At 48.2% G+C, this 15,120-nt stretch carries 14 protein-coding genes; 9 read left to right on the top strand and 5 right to left on the bottom strand.

Annotated elements, in window-relative coordinates; all coding sequences use genetic code 11:
- Positions 1-59: 59 nt before the first annotated feature.
- The 4 genes from N836_RS67590 (at position 60) to N836_RS67575 (ending at position 2,882) form a co-directional block, all read left to right on the top strand.
- Positions 60-431: a nucleotidyltransferase family protein gene (locus tag N836_RS67590; RefSeq protein WP_023076094.1), complete on the top strand. Its 372-nt coding sequence runs from the start codon at positions 60-62 to the stop codon at positions 429-431.
- On the top strand, positions 418-774 hold the full coding sequence (locus tag N836_RS67585) for a HepT-like ribonuclease domain-containing protein (RefSeq protein ID WP_023076093.1): 357 nt from the start codon (positions 418-420) through the stop codon (positions 772-774). Before N836_RS67590 ends, N836_RS67585 begins: the two co-directional genes overlap by 14 nt.
- A 202-nt stretch (positions 775-976) precedes the next feature.
- Positions 977-1,816 (top strand): PfkB family carbohydrate kinase, encoded by an 840-nt coding sequence (locus N836_RS67580; RefSeq protein ID WP_023076092.1) that lies wholly within the window; start codon positions 977-979, stop codon positions 1,814-1,816.
- A gap of 112 nt (positions 1,817-1,928) precedes the next feature.
- Positions 1,929-2,882 (top strand): 3'(2'),5'-bisphosphate nucleotidase, encoded by a 954-nt coding sequence (locus N836_RS67575; protein WP_023076091.1) that lies wholly within the window; start codon positions 1,929-1,931, stop codon positions 2,880-2,882.
- A 183-nt stretch (positions 2,883-3,065) separates the two neighbouring features.
- On the opposite strand, the gene murI is transcribed toward N836_RS67575, so the two are convergent.
- The 4 genes from murI to N836_RS67555 all read right to left on the bottom strand — a co-directional run bounded on the left by murI (position 3,066) and on the right by N836_RS67555 (position 7,899).
- A complete protein-coding gene (gene murI, locus N836_RS67570; protein WP_023076090.1) occupies positions 3,066-3,911 on the bottom strand; it encodes a glutamate racemase in 846 nt (281 codons plus the stop codon).
- 488 nt (positions 3,912-4,399) lie between these two features.
- Complete coding sequence (locus tag N836_RS67565) at positions 4,400-5,818, bottom strand: cation:proton antiporter (RefSeq protein ID WP_023076089.1); 1,419 nt, start codon at positions 5,816-5,818, stop codon at positions 4,400-4,402.
- Between the two features lie 151 nt (positions 5,819-5,969).
- Entirely contained in the window at positions 5,970-6,782 is an 813-nt protein-coding gene (locus N836_RS67560) for a carbon-nitrogen hydrolase family protein (protein ID WP_023076088.1), read from the bottom strand.
- Positions 6,783-6,885: 103 nt separating this feature from the next.
- Positions 6,886-7,899 (bottom strand): GDSL-type esterase/lipase family protein, encoded by a 1,014-nt coding sequence (locus N836_RS67555; RefSeq protein WP_023076087.1) that lies wholly within the window; start codon positions 7,897-7,899, stop codon positions 6,886-6,888.
- Between the two features lie 220 nt (positions 7,900-8,119).
- Between N836_RS67555 and rplU the strand changes: the two genes are divergently transcribed.
- The 4 genes from rplU (at position 8,120) to N836_RS67535 (ending at position 10,750) form a co-directional block, all read left to right on the top strand.
- The gene (gene rplU, locus N836_RS67550) at positions 8,120-8,488 is read left to right on the top strand and encodes a 50S ribosomal protein L21 (protein WP_023076086.1); all 369 of its coding nucleotides are present in this window, start codon (positions 8,120-8,122) and stop codon (positions 8,486-8,488) included.
- Positions 8,489-8,548: 60 nt separating this feature from the next.
- Positions 8,549-8,809, top strand: a complete 261-nt coding sequence (rpmA, locus tag N836_RS67545) for a 50S ribosomal protein L27 (RefSeq protein WP_023076085.1) — start codon at positions 8,549-8,551, stop codon at positions 8,807-8,809.
- A gap of 783 nt (positions 8,810-9,592) precedes the next feature.
- Entirely contained in the window at positions 9,593-10,099 is a 507-nt protein-coding gene (locus N836_RS67540) for a hypothetical protein (protein WP_023076083.1), read from the top strand.
- Between the two features lie 348 nt (positions 10,100-10,447).
- Positions 10,448-10,750, top strand: a complete 303-nt coding sequence (locus tag N836_RS67535; protein ID WP_023076082.1) for a hypothetical protein — start codon at positions 10,448-10,450, stop codon at positions 10,748-10,750.
- 25 nt (positions 10,751-10,775) lie between these two features.
- Here the strand turns inward: N836_RS67535 and N836_RS67530 are convergent, their stop codons facing one another.
- Positions 10,776-11,735 (bottom strand): RNA polymerase sigma factor, RpoD/SigA family, encoded by a 960-nt coding sequence (locus tag N836_RS67530; protein ID WP_023076081.1) that lies wholly within the window; start codon positions 11,733-11,735, stop codon positions 10,776-10,778.
- Between the two features lie 584 nt (positions 11,736-12,319).
- On the opposite strand from N836_RS67530, the gene N836_RS67525 reads away from it, so the two are divergent.
- Positions 12,320-14,779 carry an ATP-dependent Clp protease ATP-binding subunit gene (locus tag N836_RS67525; protein WP_031294189.1) on the top strand — a complete coding sequence of 820 codons (2,460 nt, stop codon included), beginning with the start codon at positions 12,320-12,322 and terminating at the stop codon, positions 14,777-14,779.
- Positions 14,780-15,120: the final 341 nt, after the last annotated feature.

Here is a 15,120-nt window from a genome sequence, read left to right as displayed (position 1 = left end):
CACGCTCAACCTATTTGCGTTCAAATGCACATCGCTACTACAAGTCCCTCGCATTTGCTATGGAAACTGCCGGTTCCGCAAAATCAACCCTAGACAGCTTAGCCTTAGATATTTTGGAAAAACGCCTGCAGGTAAACTATGACCAATTGGCTGAGTTTTGCGAGCAGTTTAGTATCGTCAAACTAGGAGTATTTGGCTCAGTTTTACGAGATGATTTTCGGTCAGACGGTGAAAATCCAAGCGATATCGATCTTCTGATAGAATTTTCCCCAGATCAAAAGCTATCATGGCCAATGTGGCTAGATTTACAAGAAACATCCGAAAAGCTTTTTAAGCGAAAAGTTGATCTAGTCCGAAAACACCTGCTCAAAAATCCCTATCGTCGTGCAGAAATCTTAAAAACGAACCGCGTCATATATGAACGAAAGTAGTCGAGATTATGCTGCTATTTGGGATATGACTCAAGCGATTCGGGAAATACGGCAATTTACAGCCGATTTTTCTGAGAAAAGTTACCTCGAAACGCTTTGGATACAAAGAGTAGTAGAGCGAAACTTTGAAATTTTGGGAGAAGCTTGCCGAAGAATATCAAGAGAGTTTCAGCAGGAACATCCTGCAATAGACTGGCGTAATACGGTTGCTCTTAGGAATATCATTGCCCATCGATATGAATATGTTGACCATGAAATTCTTTGGAGCATAGTGCAGAATACGTTACCTGCACTTTTAGAAAGTTTGGATAGATTCTTGCAGGAAAAGTCTGAAAACACCTAAAAGTTAGTCACTAGATTCAATAGAGTTAAGAATCTATGGTGAATCAGAGCTAGTTCCCATGAATACGGGACAAGCTAAAGCTCTGATTCGATCTTGGGATGTAAATCCCATTTTTTCGTTCAGAAGTCTCAAATAAGCTCTTAACCTGTACTGACATTAGTTAGCTCTAATAATTCAGATTGAAAAAACACTAACATTTTTAATGCGTGGACTCTTTGTGGGTCTTATGACCCTTGATTGTATCTATCAAGCACAGCGACCGCCTCAGGCAAATGAAAAACTAGTAGCCGCAGCAGCCATGATGGCAGCGGGAGGGCCAGCCACTAATGCAGCCGTTGCCTTTGCAGCCCTGGGAGGCCGGGCAACAGTAACAGCAGCAGTAGGACAACATCCCATCACGACGCTGCTGCGGGAAGATATGGCCAAAGTCGGGGTGAGCATTGTCGATTTGACACCCCAGCGGCAGGAGCCACCGCCGATTTCCTCAATTGTTGTGTCTCAAGACTCGGGGGAACGTGCGGTGATATCGCTAAACGCGGTGGGACTCCAGGTAGAGCATCAGTCGGTAGATCTGACGAATGATATCCATGTGGTGCTGGTGGATGGGCATCAAATGGCTCTGGGGCAACAGATCGCGAAGGCCGCTAGTTCGTTAGGGATTCCTGTGGTTGTAGATGCGGGTAGCTGGAAGGCGGGGTTTGATCAGGTGCTGTCTCTGGCCACAGTAGTAATTGCATCGGCTAACTTTCATCCGCCGAATGGCCAGCAGGCATTGACCTACTTGCAAAGCCTGGGAATTCCTTATATTGCCATTACCCACGGTGAGCAGCCGATTGTTTTTAGTGACCGGGGGCAGCTAGGAGAACTACCAGTCCCGGCAACAACGGTTGTTGACACCCTGGGTGCCGGAGATATTTTTCATGGAGCGTTTTGCCACATCTGGGCCGGTGACTTTCCAGCGGCTTTAGCTCAAGCCAGTGCAATCGCTAGCTTTAGCTGTCAATATTTTGGCACTCGTAGCTGGATCGCTGACTATAACTAGAGCCACAGCATCCAGACAAATTTATCGATTCTCTGCTGAGGATATTGGTGCGGTTCAGTAGACTGTACAGGGAATCTTCTAAGCTTTTTGTTGAATTTTTATCGTTATTACTATGGCCTACGAAAAGGAAAAGGAAATTGCGATCGCAGCCGTACAAGCTGCCGCCATCGTATGTGAGAAAGTACGAGCTGAAATGGTCCCTGAAGCGATTGAAAAATCTGACAAGAGTCCGGTGACGGTAGCTGACTTTGGGGCCCAGGCAATTGTTTGCAAAATGCTCAAAGATGCATTTCCTAACGACCCGATCGTAGGTGAAGAAGATGCTGACGATTTAAGAACACCAGAAATGGCTCCGCGTCTGGCCCAGGTCACCAACTATGTAAAAGCGGTTATTCCTGATGCAACCAACGACCAGATTCCAGGCTGGATTGACCAGGGCAACGGCGATGTCAGCCCTCGCTATTGGACCCTGGACCCAATTGATGGCACCAAGGGATTTTTGCGCGGTGACCAGTATGCAGTTGCCCTGGCCATGGTGGAAGACGGTGATCTCAAGGTCGGTGTGTTGGGATGTCCGGCCCTGAAGTTAAATGGTCGTGCTGGCATCTTGTTTGTGGCAGTTCGGGGGGAAGGAGCCATGATGATGGACATGGATGGCAGCAATCCTGAGAAAATCTCGGTTACCTCTTCTACAGATGCTGAAAACTTCCGCTTTGTAGAAAGCGTGGCCCACAGTGATCAAGAACTCCACGCCCGCATCGCCCAGGCAGCAGGCATCACCACTGCAGCCATTCGCATGGATAGCCAGGCGAAATACGGCACAGTCGCCTCGGGTAACGCTGTTCTTTATCTGCGGCTACCCTCTCCCAAGTATCCTGGATATCGCGAAAAGATCTGGGATCATGCGGCGGGGGTATTGGTGACCGAAGAAGCTGGTGGCAAGGTTACCGATATGCACGGTAAGACTTTGGATTTTTCCAAGGAGCCTCGCTTCGTGGATACCCAGGGCGTCGTTGTCAGCAATGGCGAAATTCACGACAAGGTCTTGGCGGTCCTGGCTAGCTAATATCAAAATCAATTTGAAGCGAGACTTAAGCCTCTAAGTTGAGGGGGCTTGAGTCTTATATTTGTGAATAGGGCAATTGACGAAATCCTGGTTACCTGACCCCGATATCCCAGGGCAACCACAAGGGATTGCCCCTACAGAGTTATCCATTTTCCATCAGGGTTACTGAATTCGGATTTGGTGTTAGAAGGACTGTGCGATCGCAAGTCCTTCTAACACAGCCAAACTTACTGGTTTAACATCGGGGGTAAAGCCCAACCACTGGCTGGAGACCTGAGCAAATTGAGCCGGATCGCCGCTGACATAAAAATCAATTTGTGACTTTGATTGATTACTACGTAGCCCCAATAGATCCAACTCCTTAGTCATAGCAGTCACCAAAAAACTCGCCGGATTAATCACCGTAATTGACGACGGCAAAATCTGATTCATGAGCGGTGCCAGGTGTGGATAGTGAGTGCAGCCATAGACCAGAGTGTCAATATTGGCAGCCATCAAAGGCTTGAGGTAATCCGTTGCCACCGCTCGTGTGTAGGGATCATCAATGCGGCTTTTCTCAATCAGTGGCACAAAATCAGGACAGCCCACCTGCCAGACCTGGGAATTGGATGACGCTTCTAGAATCGCTTGCTTGTAAGCGTTGCTCTGAGCAGTCGCTACCGTCGAAATCACCCCAATCCGCCGTCCAGCTTTAGCAGCCGCTCGCGCCCCTGGCAAAATAATCCCCAAAATCGGCAAGTCAAACTCCGCCTGGACGATTTCCAACGCTAAGGCTGAACTCGTATTGCAGGCCATCACCACCATCTTGACGCCCTGGCCTTGCATCCAGGTAATAATTTCCCGCACAAACCTGAGTAACTCCGCCTGAGTGCGATCGCCATAGGGCACACGGGCAGTATCGCCAAAGTACAGCAAAGATTCAGCTGGGAGATGGGCCATAATCTCCCGTAATACCGTCAATCCCCCAACACCGCTGTCAAAAACACCAATTTTACCGGTTTGAGTGGGCATCTGAAGGATTTTTGCCATGGGGAAGACGCTTACTAAATTAGCTATTTTACGTTGCTTAGAGTTTAGTCGGATTTTTGCCAGATTTTAGTTTCACACAAAACTTTTAAGCAAGAAGACGTAACTTCGGATTTAGAATGACTTATCTAACGGGTGAAACACCTCAGGTCAAGGGCTGACCTTGGATAAATATCGACCAATATCGGGCGCTACAAACGTCGCCCCTTCCAGTTGGCTCGCATCATAGCTGAACCCAACTAATTTTTTACAGATCGCATCTATTTTTATCAGAGAAATTTAGACGGGTCTTCCGATCCGCAATCATTAGTCCAGTCAGATCGCATTAATCTTCATTCCCCACTAGCTAGCCCGCGTCAACGGTCGCCTCTCCAATCGTTTGGAGATATTAGCAGGAATAGATAAATTACCTAAAGCACCTGGGCATTGCCAAATTAGCGCCTCGCTCATAGTGAGCTGATGGCGCTATCAACTGCTATCGGGCCGATGAACTAGTCTGTTGCTGCTGCCTCAGCCATTTCCTGAGGGGCTTTTGCGTCAGTAGGACAGTTGGGATCATCATCATCATCAGTATTAAAGACAATACGCAGCAGTGGCGGCGCTACAAATGTCGTAAAAATGACCATGACAATAATGGCGGCGTCTAAGGATTCTGAAAGCACACCGCTAGCTGCACCAACCCCAGCAAATACTAGTCCCACTTCGCCCCGAGGAATCATACCAACGCCAATGGCCAGTCGATTAATACCGTCTTGGCCAAAAACCGTAAACCCGGTAATGACTTTACCAATGATGGCAACGACAACCAAAAAGGAGGCAATGATCAATCCTTCCCGGTTATCTGGGTTCAGCGGATTAAGCACGCTAATGTCTGTATGGGCACCAACAGTGACAAAAAATACGGGCACTAACATATCAGCAATCGGACTGATTTGCTCTTCTAACTCTTTGCGCTTAGTAGTTTCAGCCAAAATCAGGCCAGCGGCAAACGCACCCAGGATAGCCTCTAGCTGAATGGCAGCCGCAATGTAGGACAGCACAAATGCAAACACCAAGGAACTAATCAGTACCTGACCACGGGTTTGCATATTGTCCACAAGACTGACAAATAGCGGACTGAGCAATCGCCCGATGAGGATGGAACCGACTAAAAATACGGCTGCGCCAACAATCAGCAAAAGAACGTTGCTGATCTCGATTTCACCGGTCTTAGCAAGGCTGGCTACAACAGCCAGGACAATAATGCCTAAAACATCGTCAAGGACAGCCGCACCAATAATGATTTGCCCTTCACGAGAACTTAGGGTTTGCAGCTCGGCCAAAACCTTGGCAGTAATGCCGATACTGGTTGCAGTCAGTGCAGCACCTGCAAATACGGCTGGAATCGTAGCCACATTAAACAGGGCAATTAGCCCAACCGTACCCGCAACAAAGGGGACAACCACACCCACTACTGCCACTACTGCGGCCTGGGGGCCAACACGAATCAATTCTTTGAGGTCAGACTCTAACCCAATTTCAAATAGCAGAATAATGACACCGATTTCGGCTAACACCGAAATCACTTCACTTTCGCCGTTAAAAACGGCCAGTAACGCGTCTGCATCTAAATGGGCAGTTAGTTGGACAAAGTCCATGAGCACTGAGTGGACCGGCTCAGCCCCCTCAGGAAAAACGATCAGATTTAGGACCGAAACACCAACAATGACGCCACCTACGAGTTCACCTAAAACAGATGGCAAATTAACTCGGGCACAAAGTTCGCCACCCAGTTTGGCTGCTAAATAAATAACAATTAAACTGAGCAGCACACTGGCCAAGATCAACGGCCCTAGCTCAGCTTCGTTCACCTCAGCTAATAAAAACGTACTGCTTTCTAGGACTGACAGCACTCCGGTTATGTCGCTCATATGAACCGTAGAAATTTACTTATCCTGTTTACTCTACATGAGATAGCTCGATGCCATTAGCTCATTAAGCTCAGGTTTATCCCTTTTTTTAAGGAAAAATTCACACTTTTGGTGTTGCTTTGACCTATTCCTGCGAAGTGTCATCTGGGCTCTATGCAAATACCCGATGGTTTAAAGACGGCATCTGCTGGCGGACTTGTCCGAGCCGCGACGGGGTGATTTCAGCGATGGCCATGCCGACGTCCTGGCCAGCATCGGCCAACACAATCCCCCAGGGATCAACAATCATGGCATGGCCGTGGGATTGGCGAATATTGTTGTGGAATCCGGTTTGGGCAGGCGCAATGATATAGCAGGTATTTTCAATCGCTCTGGCCTGTAAGAGCACCTGCCAATGGTCTTTACCTGTATATGCGGTAAAAGCAGCAGGCACAGTAATCACTTCTGCCCCTAGCTGAGATAGATGCCGATACAGCTCTGGGAAACGTACGTCATAGCAAACAGAGATGCCCAGGGTGCCCAGGTTAGATGTCTGAAACACGGATGGTAGCTGGTGTCCCGAGGTTACGGTGGCGGACTCTTGATAGGTGTTGCCATCGGGGAGATTGACATCAAAGAGATGCACCTTTTCGTAGCGCAGCAATACGTTGCCATTGGGGTCAACTAATAGGGCTGTGTTGTAGACCCGATTGTCTTTTGTCGGCACAGGGTAGCCACCGCCTAAGAGGGTCACCTGATAGCGCTGGGCCATGGTCTTGAGAAATTTTTCACTGGCAGCGCAAATTTCAGCTGCTTGGGCTAACTTACCGGCTTCATCTCCCAAAAAGGAAAAGTTTTCAGGCAGAGTAATATACTCGGCTCCACGACGAACGGCGAGGTCAATCAGCTCCTCTGCCTGGGTAAGGTTTTTTCCCAGGTCAGGTACGCTGGTCATCTGCAGCGCTGCAGCCAGATAAGATTTCATGTGGGCACTACTAGTAAGTTTGACCTTGGCCCTATATTTTACGGGGCGAATTGGTCAGTTGGGAAGCGCCTTTTTAGGGTCTCGGTCTGTTTTGATACCTGGCCTACACCTCCAGCAACGCTAGCTGCCAAACTTGATAGCCCAAACGGTTGAGATGTAGACCGTCGGTGGTGAGTTCCTGGCGCAGGTTCCCGGTATCATTGCTAAAACTGGGATGTAAATCTAGATAATCGAGCTGGTGGTAGTCTGTGAGCTGTGCGATCTGGGTGTTGAGGGCACGAACGCGATCGCTAGGAATATTTTCCCAACGGGTTGGCAAAATAGAATGGACGACGACGCGGGCATAGGGATGCTGCTGTCGTAGTCGGGCCATGATCTGGTTGAGGTTAGTCAAGATTTCATGGTCGCTAGCCCCATTTTTAAGATCGTTAACACCAGCCATTAGGTGAATGGTATCGGGGTTGGTGTTGGCGAAGGCGGACAGGCGTTTGAGAATGCCGTCGGTTGTGTCGCCGGAGATCCCCTGGTTGAGCCAGAAGCGATCGCGAGGTAACAGCTCAGGAGGCAGCCACATGCTGAGGGAATCGCCAATGACAACGGTGAGGCGATTACTGCCCTGACCGGATGCGATCGCATCAGCTTCCCGTTTCAGTAAACCCTGCCATTCGTCATAAGTCGGCTGATATGTAGCTTTAGACCATTGGGTGTAAAAGCTATCGGGTGCTACCCGAGTGTAGAGCGAGCCAGATTGCAACGCGGCCCAGCGTTGTTCAAACAGCTGTGGCCCACTCACCGGCTTCGGCCCCACTGCCGCCGTCACCCGGCGACGCGCTACCTCCAGGGCCCGAGGAGTAGTCGCATAGGCCGTTGGTTCAGGGCGACGAGCAGTTTGCTGCAGGCGTAACAGTTTTTGCCGCTGTCGAGCCGCCACTTCTCTGGAAAATTCGGGTGCCAGCGCCATATCTCCTTGTACTGATGGTTGAGGCACCAACTGCTCAATCCGACTAGCCGCATCCACAGCCGCTTGAGCCATCGGCGCAATATCAGCGTCTGGGTTCGGACCGCTGAGCGGTTCTGAAGCGGTTAGCTGCGCCATCAACATCAGTAGGTCTGACATATATCTGAATTTCCTCGCCTATGGGAAACAGTATTTACCTACTTAAAACACGTGCTCCACCAGCAATCAGGACGAAACCAACGATAGGGCAGTATATCAAAAACTATATTTTTACCTTGACAGCCTCTACCCAAATTAACGATGATTAGATTCTGTGCAAAAAATCTGCTCGGACCAGGTTTGAAGCAATAACTGCTACCTGTACGGCAAAGGAGAGCAAATGGTATACGCAATTATTGAAGCGAGTGGCACTCAGCTGCGTGTGGAACCCGGTCGCTTTTACGATATTAATCGTCTGGCAGTTGAAGAAGACTCCAGCATCACTATCGATAAGGTTTTGCTGGTACAAGATGGTGACGACACTAGCATTGGCCAGCCCCTATTAGAGGGCGCTAGCGTGAGTGGGACTGTAGTGCGTCATTTACGAGGTAAAAAGGTGATCGTTTATAAAATGAAGCCTAAGAAAAAGACTCGTAAAAAGCGAGGGCATCGTCAGGAACTCACTCGTCTGATGATTGATTCCATCAACATCGGCGGTAAAACAATTACTGCAGAAGATGTCCCTGCTGCTGTCAGCGAAGAAGAATAGAGCGCTAAGGTAAGCGTCAGTGAGACAGTTTATACTTAGGTAACCATGGAGGTTTAATTAATGGCTCATAAGAAAGGTACTGGTAGTACGCGCAACGGTCGCGACTCTAATGCAAAACGCCTCGGTGTCAAAAAGTATGGTGGCCAGGCTGTAATTGCAGGCAATATTATTATTCGTCAGCGTGGAACTAAGTATCACCCTGGTGAGAATGTCGGTCGCGGTAGTGATGATACTCTGTTTGCTTTGGTGGATGGTGTAGTTACTTTTGAGCGTAAGGGTAAAAGTCGTAAGAAGGTTAGCGTCTATCCGGCAACAGCCTAACTTCAAGCTATCTATCCCCACTAATCAATAACCTATTAACGGTTGTCAAAAAGAGCCTCGGTCGAAGCCGGGGCTCTTTTTGTATAACATCACAACTTTTGCAACAGCTGCCATAGCGAAGGCCAGAAGAATGAGAACGGAGGAATGAGAAAATACCTGAAGTAGAAAACTTTCAGGGCTCTTAATTGTTTCACCCAAACTTTCATCTGCCATATCACTAATTAGAGAATTCCTACGATAATTTCAGCGACCGCAGATATGTCAAATGTGTCTTACCATCCAAACATTTCAAAGATATATAATGTGCCCCAAGATGACGAATAGTCAGCGCGCAGTGATTAAGTAAATTGATTGGATTGGAAGATTGAGAACACGTGTCAACTCCTAGGATAGTTGACTTATAAGTGGAATAACTGATCGTTTTTACAACAGTACACGACAGGGTGATGGCAATCATAAATTAATTATTCAACCCTTCAAAATCGATTGATCAGACATTATTAATCAGACATTTAAAGCTCCAGTTATTTAGTCAATTCCTAATAGTACCTGGCAGGGTGATGACATTTATAAATCAACCTTCAATGCTTAAAAACCAGAGAAGTTCGATAATTTATATTTGAATTATTTTGCCAATTTTTAACAGTACCCAGCGGGGTGATGGCATCAGAATAACAAAACTGCATGATGTGAATGTGCTGAGCAAAAAGCAATACAAACTCCAATAAAACCACGAGATTGTATTAGCAAATCAGCTCAAAAAACACATATGAGGTTACAACAATGCCTAGTCAACCATTGACTGAATATTCCGCAACCGAGACCTATTCCAAGAACATTCTGGGCCCCGCTTTTTTTGAAATGAGCGGTTTGGTCATCGCCGGTACTGCTGGTATTCCTGCACCTCCGTTCTCTGTGGCTCCTTCCCAGTCTCCTTACATTGTTGCTAACAATGAAAAGTTCGCCGTTAGCTTGACTGTCAAGTTTAACAAGAGCCCACTGACTTCTCTGCTCATGTGTTTGGGCACCGAAGTACACGTTCGTTTCGCCTTTGAAGGTATTGGTGGCAAAGCAACTGAAAAGGATGTGGAAGTCATCATCTGCACCAAGAAGGACACCTACGAGTATGAAGTGAAGTGGGAAGGAACTCCCGAAGAGGCTGAGTTAACTGCCGGTCTATACGGTGTAGCCGCGGTTGCTCAGGTTGGTCCTGTTAAGCATGAGTGCAGCCAGCCCATTATCGGCTACGGCTACCTCGCTGGTAAGCTTCTGCAGGTTTACCCTGCCTAAGCATTGATCCGCGACTGATTTAACAGTCGGACCACTCAAGCCATGGCGTTGAAGCCGGTGAATTTAAGTTCACCGGCTTTTCTTATGTTTAAGGGCAATATGGCCAAGGGCGGAGGCATGAGAACGGAGGAATCAGAAAATTGCTTAGATTGGCAAAATTCTAGGACTCGTCATTGTCCCAAATTACCCTCCTTTCACTGGCTATATTTTTGTGTCTGAAGCCCGTGTACTTACGTAGATCTCCGATGTTGTTATGTGGGCATCTTAAAAAAGAAGTTTGCAGAGGAAAAAATAGAGACGTATACTGCACAACAATTCAGCAGTGTCTTTATTGTTCCAAGGTTAGCCATGGCATCCCAGAATCTTTTCTACCCACTACGTAGTGTGATTCGTTGCGTAGCTAAAGCCCATTTAACGGTGACCCCCGAAGCCTATGAGGCGGATTTGGTTTGGGATGAAGCTCTCTTTACTGAATTGACTAGCACCTTTTTGCAACCCGCTGTTCAGCCCCTACTAGCCGCGCCCTGCGAGTCTCGTGACGAGGCGGCTTTGATTGAAGGACAGCTGGCACAATCCTTGGTAAATGCCTATCGGCGTATTTTACGGCAGAGACAAAATACACAAGTGCAACAACTGAATGCACTGCTGTAGATGGCAAAGCCATTCGACACAGGACTTAAGCCGTGGCTAGATGATTGCGGATGTTACCGTATTCACGACGTAGATACTTAAAGGCTTCTCGTTCAATTTGACGGGCTCGCTCACGACTGACGTTCAGTCGTTCACCAATTTGGGCAAAGGTCATTTTTTGGCCATCCTTGAGACCAAAGTGTAGGGAGATGACTTCCTGTTGCTGCGGTGTTAGTGCATTCATCATATGGGTCACGTCTGAGTGCATTAAACCTTGAGCAGCATAGTCCTCTGGGGATGGGCCATCGTCTTCTAATAGGCTACCTAGCTCCATATCCTGGTTGTCTCCCAACCGTAAATCTAGAGAAAGGGGCCTACGGATATGACTGAGACAATCGCGAACTTGCTCTGGTGTTAACTTGAGCTGACTAGCGACTTCCTGTACTGTGGCGGAACGCCCCAGCTGTTGGGCTAGTTGACGTTGGGTCTTTTTGATCTTGTTGATCTTTTCATGGATATGGATTGGCAAACGCATGGTGCGACTTTTTTCTGCGATCGCACGTGTCACCGCCTGTCGAATCCACCAGTAAGCATAGGTAGAAAACCGATATCCCTTGGATGGATCAAACTTTTCCACCCCCCGCTGGAGACCAATGGTGCCTTCTTGAATTAGGTCTAACATCTCAACATCACGTTTAAGATACTTTTTAGCAACAGAGACCACCAGTCTCAAATTAGCCTCCACCATCTGCCGTTTTGCCTGCTGACCGGCTACTACCACCGCCTGGAGGGTTTCGACCGTCATATTGGCAGCCTTGGACCACTCATCTAGAGTCAGTTCATGACCCACAGCCTCTGTCAGTTCAGCCTTCACCGACTCCAACATCATCAGAGTCTGCACAGCTTTTCCATAGGTGACCTCTTGTTCCGGTGTCAGCAGCGGCACCCGACCAATCTCTTTTAGATAGACACGAACTAAATCAGTATCGTTTTGAATAGTGCTCATCGTCTAAAAATCGTTGATAAACAAACTTCAATTGGGTGAATTAACTCGCAGGGTAATAAGGGCATCAAAACGCAGGCTCTTAAGTTTGAGTTCTAGACGCCGGGGTATGCCCCAACTCAAAGCCAGTCCGTTGACCAGAGCCGTCAAAACATCACCCCTGGGAAATGACCAGGTGCAATCTAATTAACCCTCAATATTAATGAATGTAAACAATTCTCAGAATTGACTACATGGTGGAAAGCCGTAACTCAATCAGACGGGTTGCCGAACTCCATAATTGCAAGCTAAATGAACGTTTGTACGGCTTTCCCCCCTGCCTAAGCCAGGCTCATTTAGATTAACGTTTTTAATGTAATTATTTACATAAGTTTATCGATGGAGTGCTTGCAATGGACTTAGACAGCTGAGGAAACTTTTATCGAAGCTTTTATCTACGTTGCAGCTTATTTCCGAGTCGGCTTGGCAACTTGGCACCGTAACCTGGCACCCAAGGTATCATCACACTTCAGTTTCAAATCCAGGTGATCATCCGTTACGCAGCGATCCACTCCATCTCGCCGACCACCTACCGAGTATTTCCTACGATGTTTGAGCTTTTCAATGACACGGCGGTTTCAGCCATTATGATTGCCCAGCAGCAGGCCAGCCTGTTAAGCCAATCCTACGTTGGCACTGAACTCATACTGATTGGCATCGTTGCCCAGGGTGATAGTCTAATTTCCCCACTTTTGATGGATGATGGCATCACATTACAGGCTGTTCAAAAAGCGGTTGAAACAACGCTGACCAAGGGGGACAGCCGGATATCCGGTGAAATTCCGTTCACTCCCGGTGCCAAGCAGCTTTTGCAGCAATCTACTAAGGAAGCGCAGCGGCTGGGCCAGGGATATGTAGGGCCAGAGCATCTGTTACTAGCAATCACCAGCCGTGGAACCAGCGCTGCAGCCACGCTCCTCAAAGCCTTAGGTGTCGATTTAGCCAAGCTGCGTATTGCAATTATTCGAGCAGTGGGGGAGCGCTTACCTGTGCCAACGTCCAGGGGCCAAAATGCTAGCAGCTTTGCTGGCAAAGCCCTGGAAGAGTTTGCTAGGGATCTGACACAGCTAGCGGCTGATGGTCAAATTGATCCGGTTGTTGGTCGTAAGCCGGAAATTGAGCGGGTTGTGCAGATTCTGGGTCGTCGTCGTAAAAACAATCCCGTCCTGATTGGTGAACCGGGTGTGGGTAAAACTGCGATCGCAGAAGGCTTAGCCCAACGCATTATCAACCAGGATGTCCCAGAGCTTCTAGGCAACCAACGGGTGTTGAGTTTAGACATCAATTCATTGGTAGCTGGCAGTCGCTTTCGTGGAGAATTTGAAGAACGGCTCCAGCAAATCCTGGCCGAAGTGAATCAGGCTGGCAACATCATTTTGTTCATTGATGAACTACATACCCTAGTGGGTGCAGGGGGGATGGAAGGCGGCACGGATGCCGCCAACATGCTCAAGCCTTCCCTGGCTCGTGGCGAACTACAGTGCATTGGTGCCACAACCCTTGACGAATATCGTCAGTACATCGAAAAAGATGCGGCCTTAGAGCGACGCTTTCAGCCCGTTATGGTTGACGAACCCAGTATCGAAGCAACCATTGAGATTTTGCAAGGTGTGCGAGCCAGCTATGAGCAGCATCATAATTTGACGATTGCTGACGACGCCCTGGTGGCCGCAGCCAAATTGTCAGATCGTTATATCACCGATCGATATTTGCCAGACAAGGCCATTGATTTGATTGACGAAGCGGGTTCTTGCGTCCATCTGCGCCATTCCCAAACATCACTTACCAGGGAACTCAAACAATCTCTACGTCAGATTACTTGGGATAAAGACGCAGCCGTCAAAGCCCAAGATTTTGCTCAGGCCAGCCAGCTACGCGATCAAGAACTCGCCATGACAGCTAAACTGCAAGCGTTTAACGAACAGAGAGCTACCCCCCCACGCCCCGTGGTTACCGTAGAAGACATCGCCCAGATAGTAGCATCGTGGACAGGTATCCCAGTCAATCAGATGACCCAGACTGAGTCAGCCATGCTGATGAAGTTAGAAGACACCCTCCACCAGCACATTATTGGCCAAGAAAATGCAGTTAATGCAGTCTCCAAAGCTATTCGACGGGCCAGGGCTGGCATTCGCAGTGCGCAGCGCCCCATTGCCAGCTTTATTTTCTGTGGTCCGACAGGTGTTGGCAAAACCGAGCTGACAAAAGCCCTGGCAGATACAGTATTTGGCGCTGAAGACGCCATTATTCGCCTGGATATGTCTGAATACATGGAGTCTCAATCCGTATCCAAGATGATTGGCTCCCCCCCTGGGTATGTCGGCTATGGCGATGGCGGACAACTAACGGAAGCTGTACGACGCAAGCCTTATACAGTGGTCCTATTTGACGAAATTGAAAAGGCCCATCCAGATGTATTTAATCTACTGCTGCAGCTGTTAGACGATGGTCGTCTGACTGACTCCCAGGGACGGGTGGTAGATTTCAAAAATACTCTGATCATCATGACTTCGAATATTGGCTCTCGTGTCATTGAGAAACAGGGCAGCAGCCTTGGCTTTGAAATGATTGACGAGGATGTGACTACCGCCCGATATAACCGCACCCGCGACCAGGTCAACGATGCTTTAAAGTCTCATTTTCGACCTGAGTTTCTCAACCGCCTGGATGAGATCATTGTCTTCCATCCCCTCAGCCGTACCGAGGTTAAACAGATTGCCGATATTCTGCTGCAGGATGTTGCCAAACGGCTGACTGAACAAAAGATTCAGCTTGAATTCACAGCAGCCTTTAAAGAAAAGCTGGTGATTGAAGGTCACGATCCCAGCTATGGCGCTCGTCCTTTAAGAAGGGCAATTACACGTCTGGTGGAAGATAGTCTGGCTGAAGCCCTCCTTCATGGACAAGTCCGCGCTGGAGAAACGGCTGTTTTGGATGTCGATGATGACAGCCAGGTAACGATTCAGGCAAAACGTTCGCTAGCATATGTAGGCACTAGCCCTACCTGAGCCACAGTCGTGTCATGGACTACAACTGCCCATGGGTAGAGACCCTTCATACTCCTTACCCATGGTGGCACCCTGGCTTGTAAGCGAACATAATGGCGCATATAGCTTTAAATGACCATAGGCTTTTCCTATAAGGAAAATTGTCAAGTCAATAGCAACGTTTCTTTACGTTGAGTTACAATTAGAAAAGAACGTTAAGAAACGGTTCTATGAGATCCACGGGTTACATCACAGTTTGAATGTTGTCTGAGTAGCCGTTTAATGTGGCAGCTCAACCTGAGAAAAACCTTGGAAGCGCTACTAGTTCTTGCAGTTGAACTCAACCAATAAGGAATCGTTTA

The organism is Leptolyngbya sp. Heron Island J (assembly GCF_000482245.1).
Classification (GTDB): domain Bacteria; phylum Cyanobacteriota; class Cyanobacteriia; order Phormidesmidales; family Phormidesmidaceae; genus Leptothoe.
Note: the sequence above shows the minus strand (reverse complement) of the source record. Positions and strands in the feature narration are given on the sequence as shown.

Excerpts from the sequence above, each read along its gene's own strand:
- N836_RS67575 (WP_023076091.1), top strand. The coding sequence starts at position 1,929 with ATGGCCTACGAAAAGGAAAAGGAAATTGCGATCGCAGCCGTACAAGCT.
- N836_RS67535 (WP_023076082.1), top strand. The coding sequence starts at position 10,448 with ATGGCATCCCAGAATCTTTTCTACCCACTACGTAGTGTGATTCGTTGC.
- N836_RS67560 (WP_023076088.1), bottom strand. The coding sequence starts at position 6,782 with ATGAAATCTTATCTGGCTGCAGCGCTGCAGATGACCAGCGTACCTGAC.
- murI (WP_023076090.1), bottom strand. The coding sequence starts at position 3,911 with ATGGCAAAAATCCTTCAGATGCCCACTCAAACCGGTAAAATTGGTGTT.
- rpmA (WP_023076085.1), top strand. The coding sequence starts at position 8,549 with ATGGCTCATAAGAAAGGTACTGGTAGTACGCGCAACGGTCGCGACTCT.
- rplU (WP_023076086.1), top strand. The coding sequence starts at position 8,120 with ATGGTATACGCAATTATTGAAGCGAGTGGCACTCAGCTGCGTGTGGAA.
- N836_RS67540 (WP_023076083.1), top strand. The coding sequence starts at position 9,593 with ATGCCTAGTCAACCATTGACTGAATATTCCGCAACCGAGACCTATTCC.
- N836_RS67565 (WP_023076089.1), bottom strand. The coding sequence starts at position 5,818 with ATGAGCGACATAACCGGAGTGCTGTCAGTCCTAGAAAGCAGTACGTTT.
- N836_RS67525 (WP_031294189.1), top strand. The coding sequence starts at position 12,320 with ATGTTTGAGCTTTTCAATGACACGGCGGTTTCAGCCATTATGATTGCC.
- N836_RS67555 (WP_023076087.1), bottom strand. The coding sequence starts at position 7,899 with ATGTCAGACCTACTGATGTTGATGGCGCAGCTAACCGCTTCAGAACCG.
- N836_RS67580 (WP_023076092.1), top strand. The coding sequence starts at position 977 with ATGCGTGGACTCTTTGTGGGTCTTATGACCCTTGATTGTATCTATCAA.
- N836_RS67530 (WP_023076081.1), bottom strand. The coding sequence starts at position 11,735 with ATGAGCACTATTCAAAACGATACTGATTTAGTTCGTGTCTATCTAAAA.
- N836_RS67590 (WP_023076094.1), top strand. The coding sequence starts at position 60 with ATGGAAACTGCCGGTTCCGCAAAATCAACCCTAGACAGCTTAGCCTTA.
- N836_RS67585 (WP_023076093.1), top strand. The coding sequence starts at position 418 with ATGAACGAAAGTAGTCGAGATTATGCTGCTATTTGGGATATGACTCAA.